Source organism: Streptomyces sp. NRRL S-340, from assembly GCF_000720185.1.
Taxonomy (GTDB): Bacteria; Actinomycetota; Actinomycetes; order Streptomycetales; family Streptomycetaceae; genus Streptomyces.
On record NZ_JOIY01000024.1, the window covers coordinates 28,343 to 49,836 of the forward strand.

General features: G+C 72.5%; 18 protein-coding genes. 6 read left to right on the plus strand and 12 right to left on the minus strand.

What is annotated here, in order from left to right; translation table 11 throughout:
• Positions 1-106 precede the first annotated feature (106 nt).
• Entirely contained in the window at positions 107-1,753 is a 1,647-nt protein-coding gene (locus IG64_RS19665) for a sigma-70 family RNA polymerase sigma factor (RefSeq protein WP_037858026.1), read from the plus strand.
• A gap of 4 nt (positions 1,754-1,757) precedes the next feature.
• Here the strand turns inward: IG64_RS19665 and IG64_RS19670 are convergent, their stop codons facing one another.
• Positions 1,758-2,171 (minus strand): ATP-binding protein, encoded by a 414-nt coding sequence (locus IG64_RS19670; protein WP_037858031.1) that lies wholly within the window; start codon positions 2,169-2,171, stop codon positions 1,758-1,760.
• 112 nt (positions 2,172-2,283) lie between these two features.
• Between IG64_RS19670 and IG64_RS19675 the strand changes: the two genes are divergently transcribed.
• From IG64_RS19675 to IG64_RS19680, 3 genes are all read left to right on the plus strand, one after another.
• Positions 2,284-3,105, plus strand: a complete 822-nt coding sequence (locus tag IG64_RS19675; protein WP_037858033.1) for a helix-turn-helix domain-containing protein — start codon at positions 2,284-2,286, stop codon at positions 3,103-3,105.
• Positions 3,102-3,338 (plus strand): DUF397 domain-containing protein, encoded by a 237-nt coding sequence (locus IG64_RS39025; protein WP_078884103.1) that lies wholly within the window; start codon positions 3,102-3,104, stop codon positions 3,336-3,338. The genes IG64_RS19675 and IG64_RS39025 overlap by 4 nt, the downstream gene beginning before the upstream one ends.
• 94 nt (positions 3,339-3,432) lie before the next feature.
• Positions 3,433-3,669: a hypothetical protein gene (locus IG64_RS19680; RefSeq protein WP_037858035.1), complete on the plus strand. Its 237-nt coding sequence runs from the start codon at positions 3,433-3,435 to the stop codon at positions 3,667-3,669.
• 17 nt (positions 3,670-3,686) lie between these two features.
• Here IG64_RS19680 and IG64_RS19685 read toward each other — a convergent pair whose 3' ends face one another.
• On the minus strand, positions 3,687-5,075 hold the full coding sequence (locus IG64_RS19685; RefSeq protein ID WP_037858036.1) for a hypothetical protein: 1,389 nt from the start codon (positions 5,073-5,075) through the stop codon (positions 3,687-3,689).
• Between the two features lie 85 nt (positions 5,076-5,160).
• Complete coding sequence (locus tag IG64_RS19690; protein ID WP_037858038.1) at positions 5,161-8,184, minus strand: glycoside hydrolase family 3 protein; 3,024 nt, start codon at positions 8,182-8,184, stop codon at positions 5,161-5,163.
• A gap of 279 nt (positions 8,185-8,463) precedes the next feature.
• Here IG64_RS19690 and IG64_RS19695 point away from each other — a divergent pair, with 279 nt between their 5' ends.
• A complete protein-coding gene (locus IG64_RS19695) occupies positions 8,464-10,344 on the plus strand; it encodes a ricin-type beta-trefoil lectin domain protein (protein ID WP_037858039.1) in 1,881 nt (626 codons plus the stop codon).
• 47 nt (positions 10,345-10,391) lie between these two features.
• Positions 10,392-11,012, plus strand: a complete 621-nt coding sequence (locus IG64_RS19700) for a GOLPH3/VPS74 family protein (protein WP_037858040.1) — start codon at positions 10,392-10,394, stop codon at positions 11,010-11,012.
• A 49-nt stretch (positions 11,013-11,061) separates the two neighbouring features.
• Here the strand turns inward: IG64_RS19700 and cimA are convergent, their stop codons facing one another.
• The 9 genes from cimA to IG64_RS42855 form a co-directional block, all read right to left on the minus strand.
• Positions 11,062-12,666 carry a citramalate synthase gene (cimA, locus tag IG64_RS19705; protein ID WP_037858042.1) on the minus strand — a complete coding sequence of 535 codons (1,605 nt, stop codon included), beginning with the start codon at positions 12,664-12,666 and terminating at the stop codon, positions 11,062-11,064.
• A 284-nt stretch (positions 12,667-12,950) separates the two neighbouring features.
• Complete coding sequence (locus tag IG64_RS19710; protein WP_037858043.1) at positions 12,951-14,249, minus strand: MFS transporter; 1,299 nt, start codon at positions 14,247-14,249, stop codon at positions 12,951-12,953.
• A gap of 147 nt (positions 14,250-14,396) precedes the next feature.
• Positions 14,397-14,999: a TetR/AcrR family transcriptional regulator gene (locus IG64_RS19715; RefSeq protein ID WP_037858044.1), complete on the minus strand. Its 603-nt coding sequence runs from the start codon at positions 14,997-14,999 to the stop codon at positions 14,397-14,399.
• Positions 15,000-15,017: 18 nt separating this feature from the next.
• Complete coding sequence (locus IG64_RS19720; protein ID WP_037858046.1) at positions 15,018-16,058, minus strand: agmatine deiminase family protein; 1,041 nt, start codon at positions 16,056-16,058, stop codon at positions 15,018-15,020.
• 11 nt (positions 16,059-16,069) lie between these two features.
• Positions 16,070-17,794, minus strand: a complete 1,725-nt coding sequence (locus IG64_RS19725) for an urease subunit alpha (RefSeq protein WP_037858048.1) — start codon at positions 17,792-17,794, stop codon at positions 16,070-16,072.
• Complete coding sequence (gene ureA, locus IG64_RS19730) at positions 17,791-18,501, minus strand: urease subunit gamma (RefSeq protein ID WP_037858049.1); 711 nt, start codon at positions 18,499-18,501, stop codon at positions 17,791-17,793. The genes IG64_RS19725 and ureA overlap by 4 nt, the downstream gene beginning before the upstream one ends.
• A 319-nt stretch (positions 18,502-18,820) precedes the next feature.
• A complete protein-coding gene (locus IG64_RS19735; RefSeq protein ID WP_037858051.1) occupies positions 18,821-19,909 on the minus strand; it encodes a branched-chain amino acid aminotransferase in 1,089 nt (362 codons plus the stop codon).
• 305 nt (positions 19,910-20,214) lie between these two features.
• Positions 20,215-21,258 carry a 3-isopropylmalate dehydrogenase gene (locus tag IG64_RS19740; protein WP_037858054.1) on the minus strand — a complete coding sequence of 348 codons (1,044 nt, stop codon included), beginning with the start codon at positions 21,256-21,258 and terminating at the stop codon, positions 20,215-20,217.
• A 68-nt stretch (positions 21,259-21,326) separates the two neighbouring features.
• Positions 21,327-21,458, minus strand: coding sequence for a hypothetical protein (locus IG64_RS42855; protein ID WP_107474303.1), 132 nt, complete (start codon positions 21,456-21,458; stop codon positions 21,327-21,329).
• Positions 21,459-21,494 lie beyond the last annotated feature (36 nt).

Here is a 21,494-nt window from a genome sequence, read left to right on the forward strand (position 1 = left end):
AACTGACGGGAACTTTCCGGCGGGGAACTGTTATCCGGTTCCCCTCCCCCGGTCTCCCAGGCATCGGACATCATCGACCGACGCCGAGGGACAGGGAATTTCTCGTATGAGCACACCGCACCCGGTGGACCCGGCCGCCCTGGTGGCCCTGGTGACCGCCGCCCGCGAGGGCGACCCGGCGGCCCAGGACACCCTGGTCGGCGCGTATCTGCCGCTGGCCTACAACGTCGTGGGCCGGGCGCTGAACGGCTCCGTGGACGTCGACGACGTCGTGCAGGACACCATGCTGCGGGCCCTGGACGGGCTGGACTCCCTGCGGGACCCGGCGAGTTTCCGCTCCTGGCTGGTGGCGATCGCGATGAACCGGGTCCGGGCGCACTGGCAGGACCGGCAGGCCGCCCCGCACGCCGTGGAGGACGCCGGCGAGGTCGCCGACCCGGGCGGCGATTTCGTCGACCTGACCATGGTCCGGCTGCAACTGTCCGGCCAGCGGCAGGAGACGGCGCGGGCCACCCGCTGGCTGGAGCCCGACGACCGGGCGCTGCTGTCGCTGTGGTGGCTGGAGTGCGCCGGGGAGCTGACCCGCGCGGAGGTCGCCGCGGCGCTGCGGCTGTCCCCGCAGCACACGGCGGTGCGCGTCCAGCGGATGAAGGCGCAGCTGGAGGCCGCCCGGGTGGTCGTGCGGGCGCTCGACTCCCGGCCGCGCTGCGCGGAGCTGAACGGTGTCCTGGCGGCGGGCTGGGACGGCCGTCCGTCCGCCCTGTGGCGCAAGCGCATAGCCCGGCACGCGCGTGCGTGCGTGCACTGCGCGGGCCTGTGGAGCGGCCTGATGCCCGCCGAAGGACTGCTGGCCGGACTGGCGCTGGTCCCGGTGCCGGTGGCGCTGCTGTCGCACCTGCGCCCCGGCTTCGACGGCGCGCCGGCCGGCTCCGCTTCCGCGCCCGGCCCGGAGGCGGCCGCCGGCTCCGCCCGGTCCGGCGGCCGGGCCGCCGCCCGGGACGCGGCCCGCCGCCGCCGTCGCGCCCGGCGCCGCACGGCGGGTGCCGTGGCCGTGGCCGTCTGCGCGGCGGGCACGGGCCTGTGGTACTTCGGCGGCGGGCCGTGCACCGGTCCGCACGAGGCGGAGACGGCGGCACGGACCCCGGTCACGCCCGTCACGGACCTCGCCGCCCCCGCCACCAGCCGCGTCCCCGCCGCGTCCCCCTCGGCCACGTCGTCCGCCTCCCCCTCCGCCTCCGCCCCGCCGTCGAAGAGCCCGAGCGCGTCGAAGAGCCCCCGCACGCACCGGAGCACTCCGCCTGCGGCGCCCACGCGGCAGCCCCGGCCGACGCACACCGCCCCCGCCGGCCACCCGGCGCCGCCCGCCCCGGCGGGCACCGTGGCCCAGGTCGTCGCCCTGGTCAACAAGGAGCGCGCGAACGCCGGTTGCGGTCCCCTCACCGAGGACCCGCGGCTCGACGCCGCCGCCCAGGGCCTCTCCGACGACATGGCCGCCCGCGACTTCTTCGACCACACCGACCCCGACGGCAAGGACCCGGGCCGGCGCATCACCGCCGCCGGATACCGCTGGTCCACCTACGGCGAGAACATAGCCAGGGGTCAGCAGACCCCCGCCTCCGTGATGGACTCCTGGATGCACAGCCCCGGCCACCGCGCCAACATCCTCAACTGCTCCTTCAAGAACATCGGCGTCGGCGTCCGCAAGGGCTCCGGCGGACCGTGGTGGACGCAGGACTTCGGCGCGAAGATGTAGGCGGTCAGGCGGGGCTCCGGCCCCCGAACTCGCACCACACGATCTTGCCGGGCGCCCGTCCCTCCACGCCCCACTTGTCGGCGAGCGCGGCCACCAGCAGCAGTCCCCTGCCGTGCTCCGACTCGGCCGACGCCTCCGGATCCCGCACCTGGCCGCCCCCGCTGTCATGCACCTCGACCCGCAGGACGCCGCCCGCGTGCAGCGTGAGGAGCACCGCGAAACCGCGCCCTGGCGGTACACCGTGCAGCAGCGCGTTGGTGGCCAGCTCGCTCACGCAGAGCAGTACGTCCTCGCCGCGTCCGGCCTGCGCCCAGTCGGCCAGTGCGGCGCGCACGAACTCGCGTGCGATCCGCACCGACCTGCGGTCCCTCCGGAAGAACGCCGCGCGTGTGAGGGGGTGTTGGACTTCCACGTTCATGAGGCGAGTGTCACTGTGCGTCACTACAGTGGACCAACGAGTGAGGTCGTACTCCTCATCGCTACGACTCCACTCCGCTCACTTCGCACGCGCACGGGGGAAAGGACCGGCCATGTACTCGGGGAAGAAGAACAGGAAGATCGGGACCTGGCAGGCCGTCGGTTCGCTGGTCGCCCACTACCGCAGGCGGGCACGGATGACCCAGGAGCAGTTCGCCGAGGCGGCCAGCGTCCATGTCGACACGGTGGGGTCGATCGAGCAGGGCCGGCTGGCCCTCCAGCCGGACCGCGCCGAACAGTTCGACGAACTGCTGGACACGGGCGGGGCGTTGGCGGTGCTGGTGGCGCGCCTGCCGGTACGGGACCGGGTGGTGCAGTTCGCGCAGGGTCTGGTGGAGCATGAGCAGGAGGCGGTGAGCATCTTGACGTACGAGACGCAGATGGTGCCCGGACTTCTTCAGACCAGGGAATACTGTCTCGCCGCCTTCGACTCCCGCTACCCGTCGCTGGGAAGCGAAACGGCTGAGCAATGGGTGACCGCCCGCATGGATCGGCAGCTGCTCTGGCGGCGCGAACGACCCCCGGTGGGACACTTCATCATCGAAGAGAGCGTGCTGAAGCGTCAGGTAGGTGGGTCGGATGTCATGCGGGAGCAGTTTCGCCAAATCTTGGAGTACACCAAGCCCGTGCACATGAGCTTCCAGATCATGCCCATGGATCAAATGCCACACGCCGGGCTTGCGGGTCCTATGACGCTACTGGAGACACCGGAACATGAGCGTCTCGCCTACCTGGAAGTGCAGCGCGCCAGTTTCCTTGTCGATGACCCGGACGAGGTCTGCGACTACCACCACAAGTATGGAATGCTGCGGTCACAGGCCCTCTCACCTGACAAAAGTGTGCGTCTCTTGCACGAACTGCTAGGAGAGTCATGAAGACCGCATGGTTCAAGTCCAGCTACAGCAGCAATGAAGGCGGTGCCTGCCTCGAAGCCCACTACGACTGGCACAAGTCAAGCCACAGCAGTAATGAGGGCGGTAACTGCGTAGAGGTCGCCACCCACCCCGCAGCCGTCCACATCCGTGACTCCAAGGCCGCCCCCGTCGGCCCCGTCCTCACCGTCTCCCCCGCAGCCTGGAGTGAGTTCCTTGGCCGAGTCGCCGGCTGACTGGGTCCGCCTCGCCTCGTACCCGAACCTGCCGGGGCGGCCCGGCGCGGGGCCCTTCCTGCTCGGTTGACTGCGCGAGCGCGGCATCGACTGGATGCCGTTCGAGGAGCACGAGGTCAGGATCGACCTCATGTGCCGCAGGGACGAGGACGGGCACTGGCACGGCACGGTCGCGGTGAACGTGCAGGCCCGCGCCCTGTGGCGGCTCGGTCTCCATCCCGATCAGCCGTCCTCGGTGGTGGACGGACCGTCCCCGCCCCGCTGGTGGCACGCCGCCGGTGCGCGGTACGCGGCACGGGGGTCCGTACGGCGCCGTCACGACGAGCGGTGAGAGCGGGGAGAGCGGGCTCAGAACCCGCCCCCGAAGTCCCCGCCCCCTCCCCCGCCGCCTCCGCCGAAGTCCCCTCCGCCGCCGTCGCCGAAGCCGCCGCCGAAATCGCCGGGGTCGAAGTCGGCGCCCGAGACGTCGCCGCCGCCGAAGCCGTTGTCACCGTAGCCGCCGAAGTCGCCGTAGCCGGTGCCGTAGTCCGCCGCGTAGGCCGGTCCGGCCATCATGGTGCCCAGCAGGGTGCCGACGAGGAGGCCGGGGAGGATGCCGCCGCCGAAGTAGCCGCCGGCCCAGGGGCCGTAGGCGGGGCCCGCGTCCCAGTAGGGGCGGCGGCCCTGCGCGGTGTCGACCTCGCGGACCGCCGGGTCGCGGCCGTCGGCCAGCCGGGCGGCGTCGGCGGCGCAGACCGGGACGCGGCGGGTCGCGCCGCCCGGCGGGGTCCAGTCGGCGTCGGTGACCGAGGGGCCGTGGCGGGGGTCGAAGAAGCAGGGCGGGCGGCGCTCGGGCAGCGGGCGGCCCTCACGGCGGGCGGCGAGAAGGGCGAGGGAGAAGCGGCCGTCCTCCAGGGCCTGCGTGACCGCGCGGACGTCCTCGGGCCGCCGGGCGGCGGCCATGGACTGCTTGGCCTGCTCGTAGGCGTCCAGCGCGCGTTCGTAGTCCGCGCGCATGGCGTCGTCCGCACCGGGCTCGGCCGGGTGGAAGTCCAGGCGGTCCAGTTCCTCGCCGAAGGCGGTGATGTCCTCGTCGACGACGACCCGCAGCTTGTCCAGCGCGGCCCGCTGCTCCGCCTCCCGCCGGCGGGAGGAGCGCCGGACCAGGGCGTACGCGCCGATCCCGGCCGCCACCAGGACCGCGGCCCCGGTGATCAGGGCGGTGCCGGACATGCCGGTGGAGCGGCCCTGGGTGCCCCAGGTGGAGGGGGCCGAGCCGTGCATGTTCGCCAGGGCCCGGTCGGTGAAGTCCTTGAGCTGGGTGGCGGCGTTCTCGCCCTGGACACTGGTGACCAGGTTCCGCACGGCGGTGCGCGGCAGGACCCGTGCGTCGGCGCGGGCGTCGAAGCGGTCGCCGAGGCGGACGGCGTAGGCGCCGGTGATGCCGGTGGCCGTGCGCAGGTCGGTGAAGAGGTTCTGGGTGGGGTAGCCGGCCGGGAGGACGGCGATGAACAGGGGCTTGTCGGCGTCCTTGATCGTGCGCGCCAGCGCGTCGGCGTCGGCGGGCGGCAACTGGGCGGACGCGGCCGGGTCGACGTAGACGGGACTCTTGCGCAGGGCCTGGGCGATCGTCGAGACGCCGGTCGCCGCCTCGGCGCGCGGGACGCCGGCCAGCAGGAGGGACAGGGCGGCCAGGACGGCCACGGTCAGTGCTGCCAGCAGTCTGACGGGGGCCCGGGGCGGGGCGACGGCCTTCATATCTCGAAGCTACCTGAAATGAGACAAGCGGGGTGTCCCCGCCGGTGGGGGGCGCCCGTCGCAGCGGGTGCCCCCCACCGTGTTCTCATGCCGCCCGGTAGGCCGCCGTCAGCCGTTCCACCGCCGCGCCGTAGCGGCCGGTGAGCAGCAGGTGGTCGGCGTCGGCGAAGGGCTTGGCCACCGCCGCGCTCATGCCCCGCTCGGCCGCCCTGTGCTGGACGATCAGCCGCGCCCGGGTGACGAGGGCGCGGCCCGCCTGCGCGGCGTGGGCGCGTTCGGCCGCCGCCGCGGCCAGGCCGAGCGCCCGCAGGGCCGCCGTGCCGCCCTCGGGCACGTGTGTCAGCGTGGTCAGGCCCCAGCCGTAGGGGAACTGCGGGTCGTAGGAGGCGTCACCGACGTTGATCGGCACCTGGCCCTCGGACTTCGGCCAGGTCACCGGGAGCTGCCCGGTGAAGGCACGCCTGCCGTAGAGCACGTCCGCGACGCCGTCGCCCTCGGTGCCGGGCAGCCAGGAGGCGACGAGCGCGTCGATCGCGCCGAGCCGGTCACCGATCAGTTCGGGCCGGCCCGAGACGATCAGCACCGCGCATCTCATCGCGGCGCACACCTTGTCCACCGCCGCCTTGTCGGCGGCGGAGAGCTGGAGGTCGTGGCCGTTGCCGACGTCTCCGACGCCCTCGGCGTACGGGGTCTCGCCGACGACGACCACACCGACGTCGTAGCCGCTCGTCGGCGCGGAGGCGTCCTTGGAGTAGGTGACGTTCCCGCCGGCGTTCCGCATGCCCTGGAGAATGGTCGTGCCCTGGGTGTGGGTGCCGGAGGCGCCCTGCCAGGTGATGGTCCAGCCGCCGGTCTGGTTGCCGAGGTCGTCGGCGTCGGACCCGGCGACGTAGACCTTCTGGTCCTTCCTGAGCGGCAGGACGCCGCCGCTGTTCTTCAGCAGGACCTGGGACTCGGCCGCCGCCTGCCGGGCCACCGCCCGGTGCGCCGCGGAGCCGATCCGGGCGGCGCCCGAGGTGTCGGCGTAGGGGTGCTCGAACAGGCCCAGCCGGAACTTCTGCGTGAGGATGCGGGAGACGGCGTCGTCGACGCGCCGCTCGCTGATCCGGCCCGCCTTCACCTCGTCGGCCAGGGTGGTGCTGAACTCCTTGTAGGTGTACGGGACCATCATCATGTCGACACCGGCACCGACCGAGGTGCGCACGTGCGAGGCGTAGTCGCCGGGGAGCTGGTCGATGGCGTTCCAGTCGCTGATGACGAAGCCGCCGAAGCCCATCCGGCCCTTGAGCACGCCGTTGATCATGTCGGCGCGGGCGTGCATCTTCACCGGGCCCTGTCCGTCGCCGGCGATGTCGAGCGAGGAGTAGGAGGGCATGACGGTGCCGATGCCCCGGTCCACGGCGGTCGCGTAGGGCGCGAGGTGGACGGCCTCCAGCTCCTGGCGGGTGACCTTGGTGACGCCCTGGTCGACGGTGTACGTCCCGGTGGTCGAGGAGCCGTACTCCGTGCCGCCGTCGCCGAGGAAGTGCTTGGCGGTGGCCAGCACCTTGTCGGCGCGGTCCAGGTCGCGGCCGTCGGCCCGGCCCTGGAGGCCCTGGACGACCGTCTCCATGGACTCCACCAGGGCCGGGTCCTCGCCGAAGGACTCGTAGGAGCGGCCCCAGCGCTCGTCGCGCGTGACGCACACGCAGGGCGCGAAGTCCCACTGCACGCCGGTGGCGCGCACCTCGGCCGCCGTGACCGCGCCGGTCTTCTCGGCGAGTGCCGGATCGCGGGTGGCGCCGATGCCGATGTTGTGCGGCATGATCGTGGCCCCGGCCAGGTTGTTGTGGCCGTGCACCGCGTCCACGCCGTAGATCAGCGGGATCTGGTAGCGGGTGGCCCGCGCGCGCAGCTGGAAGCCGTCGATCATCTTCGCCCAGGCCTCGGGCGTGTTGGGTTCGGGGACCGAGCCGCCGCCGGAGAGCAGCGAGCCGAGGGCGTAGGAGGCGATGTCGCCGGGCGCGGACATCGCACCGCGCTCGGCCTGGGTCATCTGTCCGGCCTTCTCCGCCAGGGACATCCTGGAGACCAGGTCGGCGACCCGCTTCTGCACCGGCAGGCGGCTGTCCAGGTACGGCAGTCCGTGGGCGTCGACGACGACCTGCGGGGTCTCGGCGGGGGCCTTGGCGCCGGTGACGGTGAGCTTCAGCCCGATCGTCTCGGCCGGTTCGGCCGACCGGTCCTTCAGGGTGGGGACGCGGACCGTGCGGGAGGTGCCGGAGGCGGTGCCCGCGGGGAAGGTGAGGGTGCCGGAGACGGGGGTGTAGTCCTCGCCCGGCCCCGCGGTTCCGCCCGCGGTCGTGTAGGCGACGGTGACCGGCTCTTCGAGGGGGGCGGAGCCGGTGGTGGCGACGGTGACGCGGACGGCCGCGGCGGCGCCCTCCGTCACCGGGTACACGGCCGCGTCCGTGGAGACGGAGGCGCGCAGGGACTGGTCGGCCCGGCCGTACAGCTCCACGCCGTCCAGGGCGAAGCCGCCCTTGACACCGGTGGGCAGTGTCAGGGCGTAGCCCCACATCCGGGTGAGGCCCAGGACGTGGTCGATGCCGCCGACGGGCTGGTAGTCCGTACGGTAGGTGAAGCCGGTGAAGGGCAGTTCGATCTGTTTCCAGCCGGTGAAGTCGTCGGTGAAGGACGTCGTCCACAGCTCGGACGCCTCGCCGCCGGCGCCGCCGTCCTTGATCTCGAAGGGGATCTTCCTGCCCGTGGCGCGGCCCTCCCACCACAGGCGGATGCCCCGGTGGGCGGACCAGTCGTGGGCGGGCAGGTCTGCGGCGAAGTCGTGGGTGAAGCCGCCGTAGCCGCTGATGTCGTAGGTGCCGGCCAGGACCTTGGCGCCCTCGGGGGCGTCGGGGCGCTCCTCCAGCCGGAGCGCGGGCGCGTCGTCGCTGTCACCGCCCCAGGTGAAGATGCCGTCGGCGGGCTGGTTCGCGAAGGGCACCTCGCCCTCGAAGCGGTCGACGGGCACGGGGGCGGGGTCGTCCGCACCGGCGGCGGCACCGGCCGCGCCGAGCGGCAGCAGTGCGGTGAGCAGGGCGGCGGAGGCGAGCAGGGCGGTTCTTCGCATGGACCTTCCCTCGGTATCCGGGCTGTTCCGACACGTCGCTGAACGCTCAACTCAGGGCTTAGATCACAGCGTGAGTTAAAGGGGGTCACCTCATTACGTCAAGGCTTCACGCCACAACCGGTACACAGGCAACGCCCGTACGGAGAACAACCGTTGTCCCTTCGGGTTCTGAACGCGCGGCCCCTTGACGCGGGCCGCGCGCCGTCATTTACTCACCGCTCGCACGGCCCGATCCCCCACTCACGCCCCCACCCCCACCTGACGAAGGGCGGCGCACCCATGGGACGACTTGCGCGCACGACCCGGCTGCTGCTGGCCGGCCTGCTCACCACCGCCGGGCTGACCGCCGGCCTGACCACGCTGGGCGCCCCGCCGGCCCGGGCCGCCGGCGAGCAGGTCTCCGTGTGGCTGACCACCACCGACGACTCCGGCGGCCGGCACGTGGTGCGCGGTCTGGAGCCGCAGGCCCCGTTCGCCTTCCAGTCCGGCACCGGTGGCGGCGGCGAGCACATCGCCGTCGACGAGAACACCCGCTACCAGACCTTCACCGGCGCCGGAGCCTCCTTCACGGACACCGCGGCCTGGCTGATGAACAGCAGCGGGACCCTGTCCCAGACCACCCGGGACACCGTCCTGCGCAAGCTGTTCTCCCCCACGGACGGCATCGGCCTGTCCTTCCTGCGCAACCCGATGGGCGCCTCGGACCTGGCCCGCTTCGGATACACCTACGACGACGTCCCGGCCGGGCAGAGCGATCCGTCGCTGGCCGGGTTCTCGCTGGCGCACGACCTGGCGGACGTGGTGCCGCTGACCCGGCAGGCGCTCGGGCTCAACCCCTCGCTGACGGTGATGGCCTCGCCGTGGACCGCGCCCGCCTGGATGAAGGACAGCGGGCAGCTCAACGGCGGCTGGCTGAAGGCCGAGGACTACGGGGCGTACGCCGCGTACTTCGTGAAGTACCTCCAGGGCTACCGCGACCAGGGCGTCCCCGTCTCCTACGTGACCGCGCAGAACGAACCGACCTGCTGCTCGGGCTACCCGTCGATGAGCTGGAACGCCTCCGGGCTCGCCTACTTCACCAAGAACGAGCTGCTGCCCAGGCTCCAGGCGGCCGGGCTGTCCACCAAGGTCCTGGCGCACGACTGGAACTGGGACAGCTACGGCGCCTACGCCGCGCAGACGGTGGACGACGCGGCGATCCGCTCGCACCCGAACTTCGGCGGCATCGCCTGGCACGGCTACGGCGGCGACGTCAGCGAGCAGACCACCGTGCACGACCGGTACCCGCAGCTCGACGCCTTCGCCACCGAGCACTCCGGCGGCACCTGGATCGCCGACCAGCAGCACGAGGACATGCTGAACATCGTGGACTACACCCGCAACTGGGCGAAGTCGGTGACCAAGTGGTCCCTCGCCGTGGACCAGAACGGGGGCCCGCACAACGGCGGGTGCGGCACGTGCACCGGACTGATCACCGTGCACCGCGGGGACGCACGGTCCGGGCAGGTCGACTACACCGTCGAGTACTACGACATGGGGCACCTGACGAAGTTCGTCCGGCCCGGCGCGCGGCGCATCGCCTCCACCGCGTCCTCGTCGGTGCCCAACGTGGCCTGGCGCAACCCGGACGGCGGCAAGGCGCTGATCGCCTACAACGGCTCCACGAGCGCGCGGACGGTGACCCTCGACTGGGGCGGGCAGCACGCCGCGTACACCCTGCCGGGCCGGACCTCGGCGACCTTCACCTGGTCCGGGACGCAGGCGGGCGGCGGCGACCGGACCGGAGCGTTCACCGGGCTCGCGGGCAAGTGCCTGGACGCGGCGGGCGGTTCGGCGGCGAACGGGACGGCCGTGCAGCTCTACTCGTGCAACGGCTCGGCCGCCCAGCAGTGGACGGCGGGGGCGGACGGCTCGGTGCGGGCGCTCGGCAAGTGCCTGGACGTGACCTCCGGTTCGACGGCGAACGGCGCGAAGGTCCAGCTGTACGACTGCAACGGCACCGGCGCGCAGCAGTGGTCGTACGACGCCTCGTCCGGTGAGGTGGTGAACACCGCCGCCGGCAAGTGCCTGGACGTCACCGACAACTCGGCCGCCGACGGCGCACGCGCGCAGATCTGGTCGTGCACGGGGGCGGCGAACCAGGAGTGGCACCTGGGGTGACGTATCGTCGGGCCACCGTCGTGTCCGACCTGTCACCGGGAGCCCGCATGAGCACAGCCCGCGATCTGCTCTTCGTCACCCTGGACGTGCCCGGTGAGCATCCGGTCGAACAGGGAGACCTCTCGCTCGCCCTGGCCGGCGCCGAGCTGGTCGACCTGCTGGCCGCCGGGGCGGTCCTGCTGACCGAGGGCCGGCTGCGGCCGGGCCCGCCCACCCTGGCGGACGACCCGCTCCTGGACGAGGCGGCGGCCGGTGTGGTGGACCGGGAGCCGTACGAGAGCGTCGAGGACTGGCTGTGGCGGCGCGGGCGCGGGCTGGCGGCGCACTACACCGCCGCGCTGGAGGCGGAGGGGCAGCTCGGCACCGTCCGGCGCCACCGCTGGCTGCCCAGCCGCCCGGTGGACCGGGTGGTGCCGGCCACCGGGGCACCGGACCGGCGGTCGTCCGCCGACCGCTGGGCCGCCCGCGAACCGGTCCTCGCCGCCCTGGCCGCCGCGCTGGGCGTGGCCCCGGACCCGGCCGGCGCCGAGCGGGCCGCCGAGCCCGAGGACGAGAGCGCGGTGACCGTGCTGGCCGCCGTCGGCGACGCCGTCACCGAACTGGAGGGCGTACGCCAGCGGCGGCGCGTGGAGAACGCCGCCTTCGACAACATCTGGCGGGGGCCCTGACCGGCCGGGACGGGGCTTTCGCCCCCGGCCCGGCCCGGACGGAGCGGCCCTACGCCGCCGGTTCCACCCCGGCGCGCAGCAGGCCGTAGGTGTACGCGTCCTCCAGGGCCTGCCAGGAGGCGGCGATGACGTTCTCGGCGACGCCGACCGTGGCCCACTCGCCCTTGCCGTCCGAGGTGGAGATGAGGACCCGGGTGGTGGAGGACGTGCCGTGCCTGCCCTCCAGGATGCGGACCTTGTAGTCGACCAGCTCCAGGGAGCCCAGCTGGGGGTAGATCTTCTCCAGGGCGACGCGCAGGGCGCGGTCGAGGGCGTTGACCGGTCCGTTGCCCTCGGCGGTGGCGACGATGCGCTCCTTCTTGGCCCACAGCTTGACGGTGGCCTCGTTGGCGTGGGTGCCGTCGGGGCGGTCCTCGACGATGGCCCGCCAGGACTCCACGTCGAAGTACTTCAGCGGCCGGCCCTCGGCCTCCGCGCGCAGCAGGAGTTCGAAGCTGGCGTCGGCGGCCTCGTAGGTGTAGCCCTTGAGTTCGCGTTCCTTGACGCGCTCGACGACCCGGCCGACCAGCTCGCGGTCGCCGCCGAGGTCGATGCCGAGTTCCCTGCCCTTCAGCTCGATGGAGGCGCGGCCCGCCATGTCGGAGACCAGCATCCGCATGGTGTTGCCGACCTGCTCGGGGTCGATGTGCTGGTACAGGTCGGGGTCGACCTTGATGGCGGAGGCGTGCAGACCCGCCTTGTGGGCGAAGGCGGACAGGCCGACGTAGGGCTGGTGGGTGGAGGGCGTGAGGTTGACGACCTCGGCGATGGCGTGCGAGATCCGGGTCATCTCGCGCAGCCGGCCCTCGGGGAGCACCTGCTTGCCGTACTTGAGTTCCAGCGCGGCGACGACCGGGAAGAGGTTGGCGTTGCCGACGCGTTCGCCGTACCCGTTGGCCGTGCACTGCACGTGGGTGGCGCCGGCGTCGACGGCGGCCAGGGTGTTGGCGACCGCGCAGCCGGTGTCGTCCTGGGCGTGGATGCCGAGCCGGGCGCCGGTGTCGGCCAGCACGGTGGCGACGACCGCGTGGACCTGGGCGGGGAGCATGCCGCCGTTGGTGTCGCAGAGGATGACGACGTCCGCGCCGGCCTCGGAGGCGGCCCGGACCACGGACTTGGCGTACTCGGGATCGGCGCGGTAGCCGTCGAAGAAGTGCTCGCAGTCGACGAAGACGCGGCGGCCCTTGGAGCGCAGGTGGGAGACGGTGTCGCGGACCATCTCCAGGTTCTCCTCCAGGGTGGTGCGCAGCGCCAGCTCCACGTGCCGGTCGTGGGACTTGGCGACCAGCGTGATCACCTCGGCGCCGGAGTCCAGGAGCGCCTTGACCTGGGGGTCGTCCGCGGCCTTGGTGCCGGCCCGGCGGGTGGCGCCGAAGGCGACCAGCTGGGCGTGGCGGAAGGTGATCTCGTCCTTGGCGCGGGCGAAGAACTCGGTGTCCCGCGGGTTGGCGCCGGGCCAGCCGCCCTCGATGAACCCCACGCCGAAGTCGTCCAGGTGGCGGGCGATGGCCAGCTTGTCGGCGACGGTGAGGTTGATGCCCTCCCGCTGGGCGCCGTCGCGCAGGGTGGTGTCGAAGACGTGGAACGAATCGTCCAGCCGGCTGGTTTCGGACATGTCTCAAGGCTCCTGATGTGGGATCTCGGTCGTACCGGAATAACCGGCTCCACCGTCCCCCCAATCCTCCCGCGCGCCCCGTCCCCGGCTGAAGGTGGGCCGGGAAAACGAAAGACCCCTCGCGGGTGCGAGAGGTCTGCGCGCGGGTCGAGGACGACGGTGGCCGCCCGTACCTGGTCGTACGTGACGGTCACTGCGGACCGGCGCGCCTGCTGCCAATAATCATGGCGAACGAGAGCACGGGAGCAGTCTGGCACAGTCCTGCCCCCGTCCTCACCGATGTCTCAGGATGCGGGCGTCAGCGTGGACGCCCCGGTGTTCTTCACCCGGGTCAGGTCCAGGTCGCGGGTCTCCCGCATGGTGAGGTACACCACCAGGGAGACGGCCGCGCACGCCGCCACGTACCAGAAGAACCCGGACTCGGCCCCGGCCTTCTTGAACCACAGGGCGACGTACTCGGCGGTGCCCCCGAACAGCGCGTTGGCCAGGGCGTACGGCAGGGCCACGCCGAGCGCGCGCACGCCGGTCGGGAACAGCTCGGCCTTCACGCAGGCGTTGATCGAGGTGTAGCCGGTGACCACGACCAGCGCGAGCAGGGACAGGCCGAGCGCCGGCCAGAAGCTGCCCGCGTGCCGCAGCAGCGTCATGATCGGCACGGTCAGGAAGGTCGAGCCGACCGCGAAGGTGATCAGCAGCGGGCGGCGGCCGATCCGGTCGGACAGGCGTCCGGCGAGGGGCTGGAGGCAGGCGAAGACGATCAGCGCGGTGAAGGAGACCAGGGTCGCGGTCCGCTTGGGCAGGCCCGCGGAGTTGGACAGGTACTTGGTGAGGTAGGTGGTGTACGTGTAGTACGCCACCGTGCCGCCCATGGTCAGCGCCATCACCAGCAGCGCCTCCCGCCTGTGCGCCCACAGCGCGCGCAGCGTGCCGCGCTCCTCGCCGCTGTCGTCGGCCTCGTACACCTCGGTCTCCAGCATGCTGCGCCGCAGGTAGAAGATGACGGCGGCGCCGAGCGCGCCCACCACGAACGGGATGCGCCAGCCGTAGCTGTGCAGCGCGTGGTCGGACATGGTCCGCTGGAGCAGGATCTGCAGGCCGAGGCCCACGATCTGGCCCGCGGTCATCGACACGTACTGGAAGCTGGAGGCGAAGCCGCGCCGGCGCGGGTCCGAGGCCTCGGTGAGGTAGGTGGCGCTCGCCGCGTACTCGCCGCCGACCGACAGCCCCTGGAGCAGCCGGGCCAGGAGCAGCACCAGCGCGCCCCCGTAGCCGGCGGCCCCGTAGGTCGGTGCGACGGCGATGAGGACGGCGGAGGCGGACATCAGGGTGACGGTGAGGGTCAGCGCCGCCTTGCGGCCCCGGCGGTCACCGACCCGGCCGAGCAGCCAGCCGCCCACCGGCCGCATGAAGAACCCGACCGCGAAGATGCCCGCGGTGTTCATCATCTGGGCGGTCGGGTTCCCGTGCGGGAAGAACGCCCCGGCGAAGTAGGTGGCGAAACTGGCGTAGACGAACCAGTCGTACCACTCCACCATGTTGCCGGCCGAACCGACCCAGATCTTCTTCCACTGCTCTCGTCCCATGAGCCCTCATTGCCCCGCCGGGACACGGCCGACGCATCGGGCGGAGGCGACCGGCCCGGGAAGACGGGAAGCGGCAGGGGCTTCGGCGGCAGCCGGAGGCGGTGGCGGGAGCGGGTTTGGCGGTCCGGCGAGGCGGTGCGCGCGGGTCTAGCGGTTGAGCGACGCGTCCAGGAATTCGCGCACGTGGCCGAGCACCCGTTCCCGGTCGGTGCCGCGTAGACCGATCGCCACGTGGATGGCGAAGCCGTCGAGGAGGGCGCGCAGCCGGGTGGCGAAGCGGTCGGCGTCGACGGGGCGGAACTCGCCGCGCGAGACGCCCTCGGCCACGAGCGCGGCCAGGTCGCGGTGCCAGGCGCCCTCGATGGCGGCCTGCCGGTCGCGGGCGTCGTCGCCGGCGGTCAGCGAGCGGTTCCAGACCTCCAGCCACAGCGTCCAGTGCGGGTCGCGGTGGCCGTCGGGGACGTACAGGGCGACATAGGCGTCGAGGCGTTCGCGGGCGGGGGCGGCGCGGGCCAGCAGGCGCCCGCGTTCGGCGCCCAGCCGGCTCTCGCTCCACTCCAGGGTGCGCAGCAGCAGTTCGTCCTTGGAGCCGAAGTAGTAGAGCAGATGGCCGCTGCTCATGCCGACCTCGCGGCCGAGCGCCGCCATGGTGAGTTTCTCCAGACCGCGCTCGGCGATCATCTCCATGGCGGCGGCGAGGACCTCCTCGCGGGGCGGCGCGTTCCTGCGGGCCCGTGCCGCACCGGCCATCTGCTGCTCCTGTACCTGTCAGACCTTCGGCTGCTGCTGGGTGACGCAGTGGATGCCACCGCCACCGGAGAAGATCGTACGGGCGTCGACGAGGGTCACCGTCCGCTCGGGGAAGAGGCGGCCGAAGATGTCCGCGGCCGTCTCGTCGCGCGGGTCGTCGAAGCCGCACAGCACGAGACCGTCGTTGCAGAGGTAGTGGTTGATGTAGGAGTAGTCGGCCCAGCGGCCGTCGGCCTCCAGGACGGTGGGCGCGGGCACCTCGACGACCTCCAGGGGACGGCCGTGCGCGTCGGTGGCCGACCGGAGAAGGCCGATGACCTCCTTGGTGACCTCGTGGTCGGGGTGGGCCGGGTCGGGCTGGTGGTGGGCGACGACGACGCCCGGGCGGGCGAAGGCGGCGACGATGTCGACGTGGCCGAGGGTGCCGTAGCCGTGCGGAGGGTAGTCGCCGGTGAGGCCGCGCGGCAGCCAGATCGCCTTCTCGGTGCCGAGGTGAGCGTGGATCTCCGCCTCGACCTGCTCCCTGGTCCAGTGCGGGTTGCGCTCCGGGCCGAGCTGGACGGTCTCGGTCAGCAGGACGGTGCCCTCGCCGTCGACGTGGATCGCACCGCCCTCGTTCACCAGCTTCGAGGCGTACGTCTTCGCGCCCGCGAGGTCCGCGACGTACGCGCCGATCTTCGCGTCGTGCTCCCAGCGGGCCCAGTCCTGGGCGCCCCAGCCGTTGAACGTCCAGTCCACGGCGGCGAGTGAGCCCTTGCCGTCGGTCAGGAAGGTGGGGCCGATGTCGCGCATCCAGGCGTCGTCGAGGTCACGCTCGACGGTGTCGATCCCGTCGCCGAGCAGGGCGCGGGCGTCGGCCGACTGGCCGGGGCCGCACACCACGGTGACCGGTTCGAAGCGCCGGATCGCCCGGGCGACCGACGCCCAGGCGGCGCGGGAGGCGGCCAGCTCCTCGGGGGTGTCGAAGGTCGGGTTGGCGCCCGGCCAGGCCATCCAGGTGCGCTCGTGCGGCGCCCACTCGGCGGGCATGCGGAAGCCGTCGGCGGCGGGGGTGGTCATCTCGCGGATCCTTAGAGGAAGTACAGGCGGTTGAGGGAGACGGAGTCGGCGGGCCCGGAGCGCAGCGGGTCGCCGTCGAGGGTGACCAGGCCGGTGCGCTGGTCGACGTCGACCGCTCCGGTACGGGAGTTGAGCCGCAGGTCGGCGGGGCCGATGCCGCGGGTGCCGCGGACGGCGACCCGGCGCCTGCGGGTGGGCATCGTGTCGTCGCCCCGGTCGAGCGCGGCCTGCGCGACGAACGCCACCGAGATGTCGGCCGGGGTGGCGCCGTGCGCGCCGAACTGCGGTCCCAGGACGAGGGGTTCGCAGGTGTCGGTGGCGGCGTTCGGGTCGCCGGTCACGCCGTACGCCGGGAAGCCGGACTTGAGCACGAGCTGCGGTTTGGCGCCGAAGTACTCCGGGCGCCACAGCACGATGTCGGCCAGCTTGCCCGCCTCGATCGAGCCGACCTCGTGCGAAAGCCCGTGCGCGATGGCGGGGTTGACGGTCAGCTTGGCGATGTAGCGCAGCACGCGGGCGTTGTCGTCGCCGGGGCCGTCCCCCTCGGCCGGGCCCAGCTCGGCCTTCATCTTCCCGGCCATCGCGAACGTACGGCGTACGGTCTCGCCCGCGCGGCCCATGCCCTGCGCGTCGGAGGAGGTGATGCCGATCGCGCCCAGGTCGTGCAGCACGTCCTCGGCGCCCATGGTGCCGGCGCGGATGCGGTCGCGGGCCATGGCGGCGTCGCCGGGCAGGTCGGTCTTCAGGTCGTGGACGGAGACGATCATGCCGTAGTGCTCGGCGACCGCGTCCCGGCCGAAGGGCAGGGTGGGGTTGGTGGAGGAGCCGATGACGTTGGGGACGCCGGCCATCTTCAGCACGTTGGGGACGTGTCCGCCGCCGCAGCCCTCGATGTGGAAGGCGTGGATGGTGCGGCCCTCCAGGACGCGGAGGGTGTCCTCCACCGACAGGCACTCGTTGAGGCCGTCGCTGTGCAGGGCGACCTGGACGTCGTGCTCCTCGGCGACGCGCAGGGCGGTGTCCAGGGCGCGGGTGTGGGCGCCCATGTCCTCGTGCACCTTGAACCCGCAGGCGCCGCCCTCGGCCAGCGCCTCGACCAGGGGGGCCTGGTGCGAGGACGAACCCCGGCCCAGGAAGCCGATGTTGACCGGCCAGGCGTCGAAGGCGTTGAAGGCGTGCCGGAGCGCCCACGGCGAATTGACGCCGACGCCCCACACCGGCCCGAACTCCTGGCCGATGATCGTGGTCACGCCGGAGGCGAGCGAGGCCTCCATGATGCGCGGCGACAGCAGGTGGACATGGGTGTCGACGGCTCCGGCGGTGGCGATCAGGCCCTCGCCGGACACGATGGTGGTCCCGGTGCCGACGACGACGTCGACGCCGTCGAGGGTGTCGGGGTTCCCGGCCCGCCCGACCGCGCTGATCCGGCCCTCGCGGATGCCGATGGACACCTTGCGGATGCCCTGCACCGCGTCGATCACGACGACGTTGCTGATCACGACGTCGCAGGTCTCGCGGACGGCGGCGGCCTTGAGGTGCAGGCCGTCGCGGGCGGTCTTGCCGAACCCGGCGAGGAACTCGTCGCCGTACTTCTGCGCGTCGGACTCCACGCGGACGACGAGACCGGAGTCGCCGAGGCGGATGCGGTCGCCGGCGCGCGGGCCGTGGGTGGCGGCGTAGGCGTGCGGGTCGACGTGGATCGCCCGGCTGACCTCGCGTCCCTTCGAGCGGCTCATCGGGCCTCTCCTTCCGGTGTGTCCCCGGCGGCGGCCCCCAGGTAGCCGCAGGCGGCGGCCCTGCGCAGCGCCTCCTGCTTCGCGCCAGGCGCGTCCAGCGGCCCGTCGACGAGTCCGGCGAAGCCGATCGCGATGCGTTCGCCGCCGATCGGCACGAGACCGACCTCGGCGCTCTCCCCCGGTCCGAACCGCACCGACGAGCCGGCGGGCACCGCCAGGTGCGTGCCGTAGGCGGCGGCCCGGTCGAAGTCGAGACGCGGGTTGGCCTCGAAGAAGTGGAAGTGGGAGGTGACGGAGACGGGGACGGCCGCCGTGTTGGTGACCGTGAGCCGCAGGGCGGGCCCGGGGTCGGCGTGCCGCGGGCCGGGCAGCAGCGCGCCCGGGCCCTCCTCGCCCAGGGAGCCGCCGGCGAGGGGTTCGGTGACGATCGCGAGCCGTGACCCGTCGTCGAAGACGGCCTCCACGTGGACCTCCGTGACCACGTCGGCGACGCCCGGCAGGACGTCGTCCGGGCCGAGCACCGTACGGGCGCGCTCGATCGCCTCGGCGAGCCGGGCGCCGTCGCGGGCGGCCTCGCACACCGTGTCGGCGATCAGCGCGGTGGCCTCCGGCACGTTGAGCCGCAGGCCGCGGGACCTGCGGGCGCGGGCCAGCTCGGCGGCGCTGAAGAGCAGCAGCCGGTCACGCTCGGTGGGGGTCAGTCTCACGCGGCGGCACCTCCTTGGCTTCCTGAGTTTAGAACGACACTCTAAACAGCAGTGACAAGGAAGGGGAAGGCATGGGGGGTGTGCGACCGCGTCACATTTGGAGCAACACTCAAACCAGGACGCGGGGGACGCGCGAGGAGTACGGGGAGGAACGCGGGAGGAAGCCGTCAGGAACGCACGAAGGCCGCCGCGGACGCGGTGTCCGCGGCGGCCTTCCGTGGGAGGCGGGTGCGATCAGGACCTGTCCGGTGGAACAGGCCCCCGACGCCGGTCAGGCGCCGTGAGTTCCCGGGGCCTCGACCGGCCTGACGAGGGCTGGCTAGCCGAGCCGGTGCATCCAGCCGTGCTTGTCCTCGGTGACGCCCCGCTGGATGTCGAGCAGGGCCTGGCGCAGCCGCATGGTGACCTCGCCGGGCTCGCCGCCCGACTGCTGCCACTGGGCGTTCGCACGCTTGACCGTGCCCACGGGGGTGATCACGGCGGCCGTGCCGCAGGCGAAGACCTCGGTCAGCGTGCCGTTCTCGGAGTCGCGCTGCCACTGGTCGACGGAGACCCGGGCCTCCTCGGCCTGGTAGCCGAGGTCACGGGCGACGGTGAGGAGCGAGTCGCGGGTGACGCCCTCCAGGATCGAGCCGCTGAGCGTGGGCGTGACGATCTTGTCGCCGTACACGAAGTACAGGTTCATGCCGCCCAGTTCCTCGACCCACTTGTGCTCCACGGCGTCGAGGTAGCAGACCTGGTCGCAGCCCTCGGCGGCGGCCTCGGCCTGGGCGAGCAGGGAGGCCGCGTAGTTGCCGCCGGTCTTGGCGTCGCCCATGCCGCCGGGGACGGCGCGGACGCGGTCCTCGGAGGCCCAGATGGAGACGGGCTTGACCCCGCCGGGGAAGTACGCCCCCGCCGGGGAGGCGATCACGAGGAACAGGTACTCGTTGGCCGGCTTGACGCCGAGACCGACCTCGGTGGCGATCATGAACGGGCGCAGGTACAGGGACTCCTCGCCGCCGTGCGCCGGCACCCAGTCCTTGTCCTGCCGGACCAGCACGTCACAGGCCTCGATGAAGGTCTCGACGGGCAGCTCGGGCATGGCGAGCCGGCGCGCGGAGGCCTGGAAACGCCGGGCGTTCTTCTCCGGGCGGAAGGTGGCGACCGAGCCGTCGGGCTGGCGGTAGGCCTTCAGGCCCTCGAAGATCTCCTGGGCGTAGTGCAGGACGGTCGTGGCCGGGTCCATGGGGATCGGCGCGTACGGAACGAGCTGACCGTCGTGCCAGCCCCGGCCCTCGGTCCACCTGATCGTCACCATGTGGTCGGTGAAGTGGCGGCCGAACCCCGGGTTGGCCAGGAGCGCGTCGCGCTCGGCGGCGGAGAGCGGGTTGGCCGAGGGCTTGAGCTCGATCGTGGGCGTCGTCATGAGTGAGTGTCCTTCACCGAGTTGTCGTGACGGGCCGCGCTCACGCCCGCACGGCCCGTGGCCGGTGCTGGGACGTCCGAGCATTCCCTCATGTCGCGGCTCCGCGTTCGATTATCGCGCGGGCGCCGCGGCGGGCGGAAACGGGGTGAATGCGGCCCGGGTCCTTCCGGTGGCGCTCCTTCTCCCGCGGAGATCCACCGGAAGGGCCCCAGGGTTCGATGGTGGCACCCGGCGGCGGACAGGGGGAAGCCGCCGGGCGCGGTGTGCGACCCGACGGCTTCGAAGAGATCCGAGCGGCCTGGGGGTCAGCCGGCTACTCGTACGGCGAGCGCGTCGCCGATCTCGGCGGTGGTGCGCTCGGGCAGCGCGCCGCGCTCCGCGAGGTCGGCGGAGACGGCGTCCTCGATCCGGGTCGCCTCGGCGTCGTAGCCGAGGTGGCGCAGGAGCAGGGCGACGGAGAGCACGGTGGCCGTGGGGTCGGCCTTGCCCTGGCCCGCGATGTCCGGGGCCGAGCCGTGCACCGGCTCGAACATGGACGGGAACTCGCGGCTCGGGTTGATGTTCCCCGAGGCCGCGACGCCGATGCCGCCGGAGACGGCCGCGGCGAGGTCGGTGATGATGTCGCCGAAGAGGTTGTCGGTGACGATGACGTCGAACCGCTCGGGCTGGGTGACCAGGTAGATGGTCGCCGCGTCGACGTGGATGTACTCGGTGGTGACCTCGGGGTACTCCTCGGCCACCTGGTTGAAGATGTTCGTCCACAGGTGACCGGCGAAGGTCAGCACGTTGTTCTTGTGGACGAGCGTGAGCTTCTTGCGGGGGCGGGCCTGGGCGCGGGCGAAGGCGTCACGGACGACGCGCTCGACACCGTAGGCCGTGTTGACGGAGACCTCGGTGGCGACCTCGTGCGCGGTGCCCTTGCGGATCGTGCCGCCGTTGCCGGTGTACGGGCCTTCGGTGCCCTCGCGGACGACGACGAAGTCGATCCGCGGCTCGCCCGCGAGCGGGGTGGCGACACCCGGGAGCAGCTTGCTCGGGCGCAGGTTGACGTGGTGGTCGAAGGCGAAGCGGAGCTTGAGCAGGAAGCCGCGCTCCAGGACACCGGAGGGCACCGACGGGTCACCGATCGCGCCCAGCAGGATCGCGTCGTGACCCTTGAGGGCGTCGAGGTCGGCGTCGGTGAGGGTCTCACCGGTGGCGTGGTAGCGCCGGGCGCCGAAGTCGTACTCCTCGGTCTCCAGCTTCACATCCTGCGGGAGGGCGGCGGCCAGGACCTTCAGCCCCTCGGCCACCACTTCCTGGCCGATGCCGTCACCGGGGATCACTGCGAGATCGATGCTGCGAGACATGTCGGCACCCTACCCCTCGTCCCGAGAGATGACATGGAGTGTCCGGTATCTGGACACAGGCGGGTGGCTCAGTGGCCGGTCTCGCCGCCGTTGTCGCGGCGGTCCAGAGCGCGCTGGAGAGCCGCGGCGGCGTTCTTGCGGTCGGACTCGGCCGTACGGGAGGCGTGGCGGACTCGGAGGCGGACGGTCGTCTCGGCCATGGGGATCGACTCCTTCGTGACACACGGCAGCGGCGC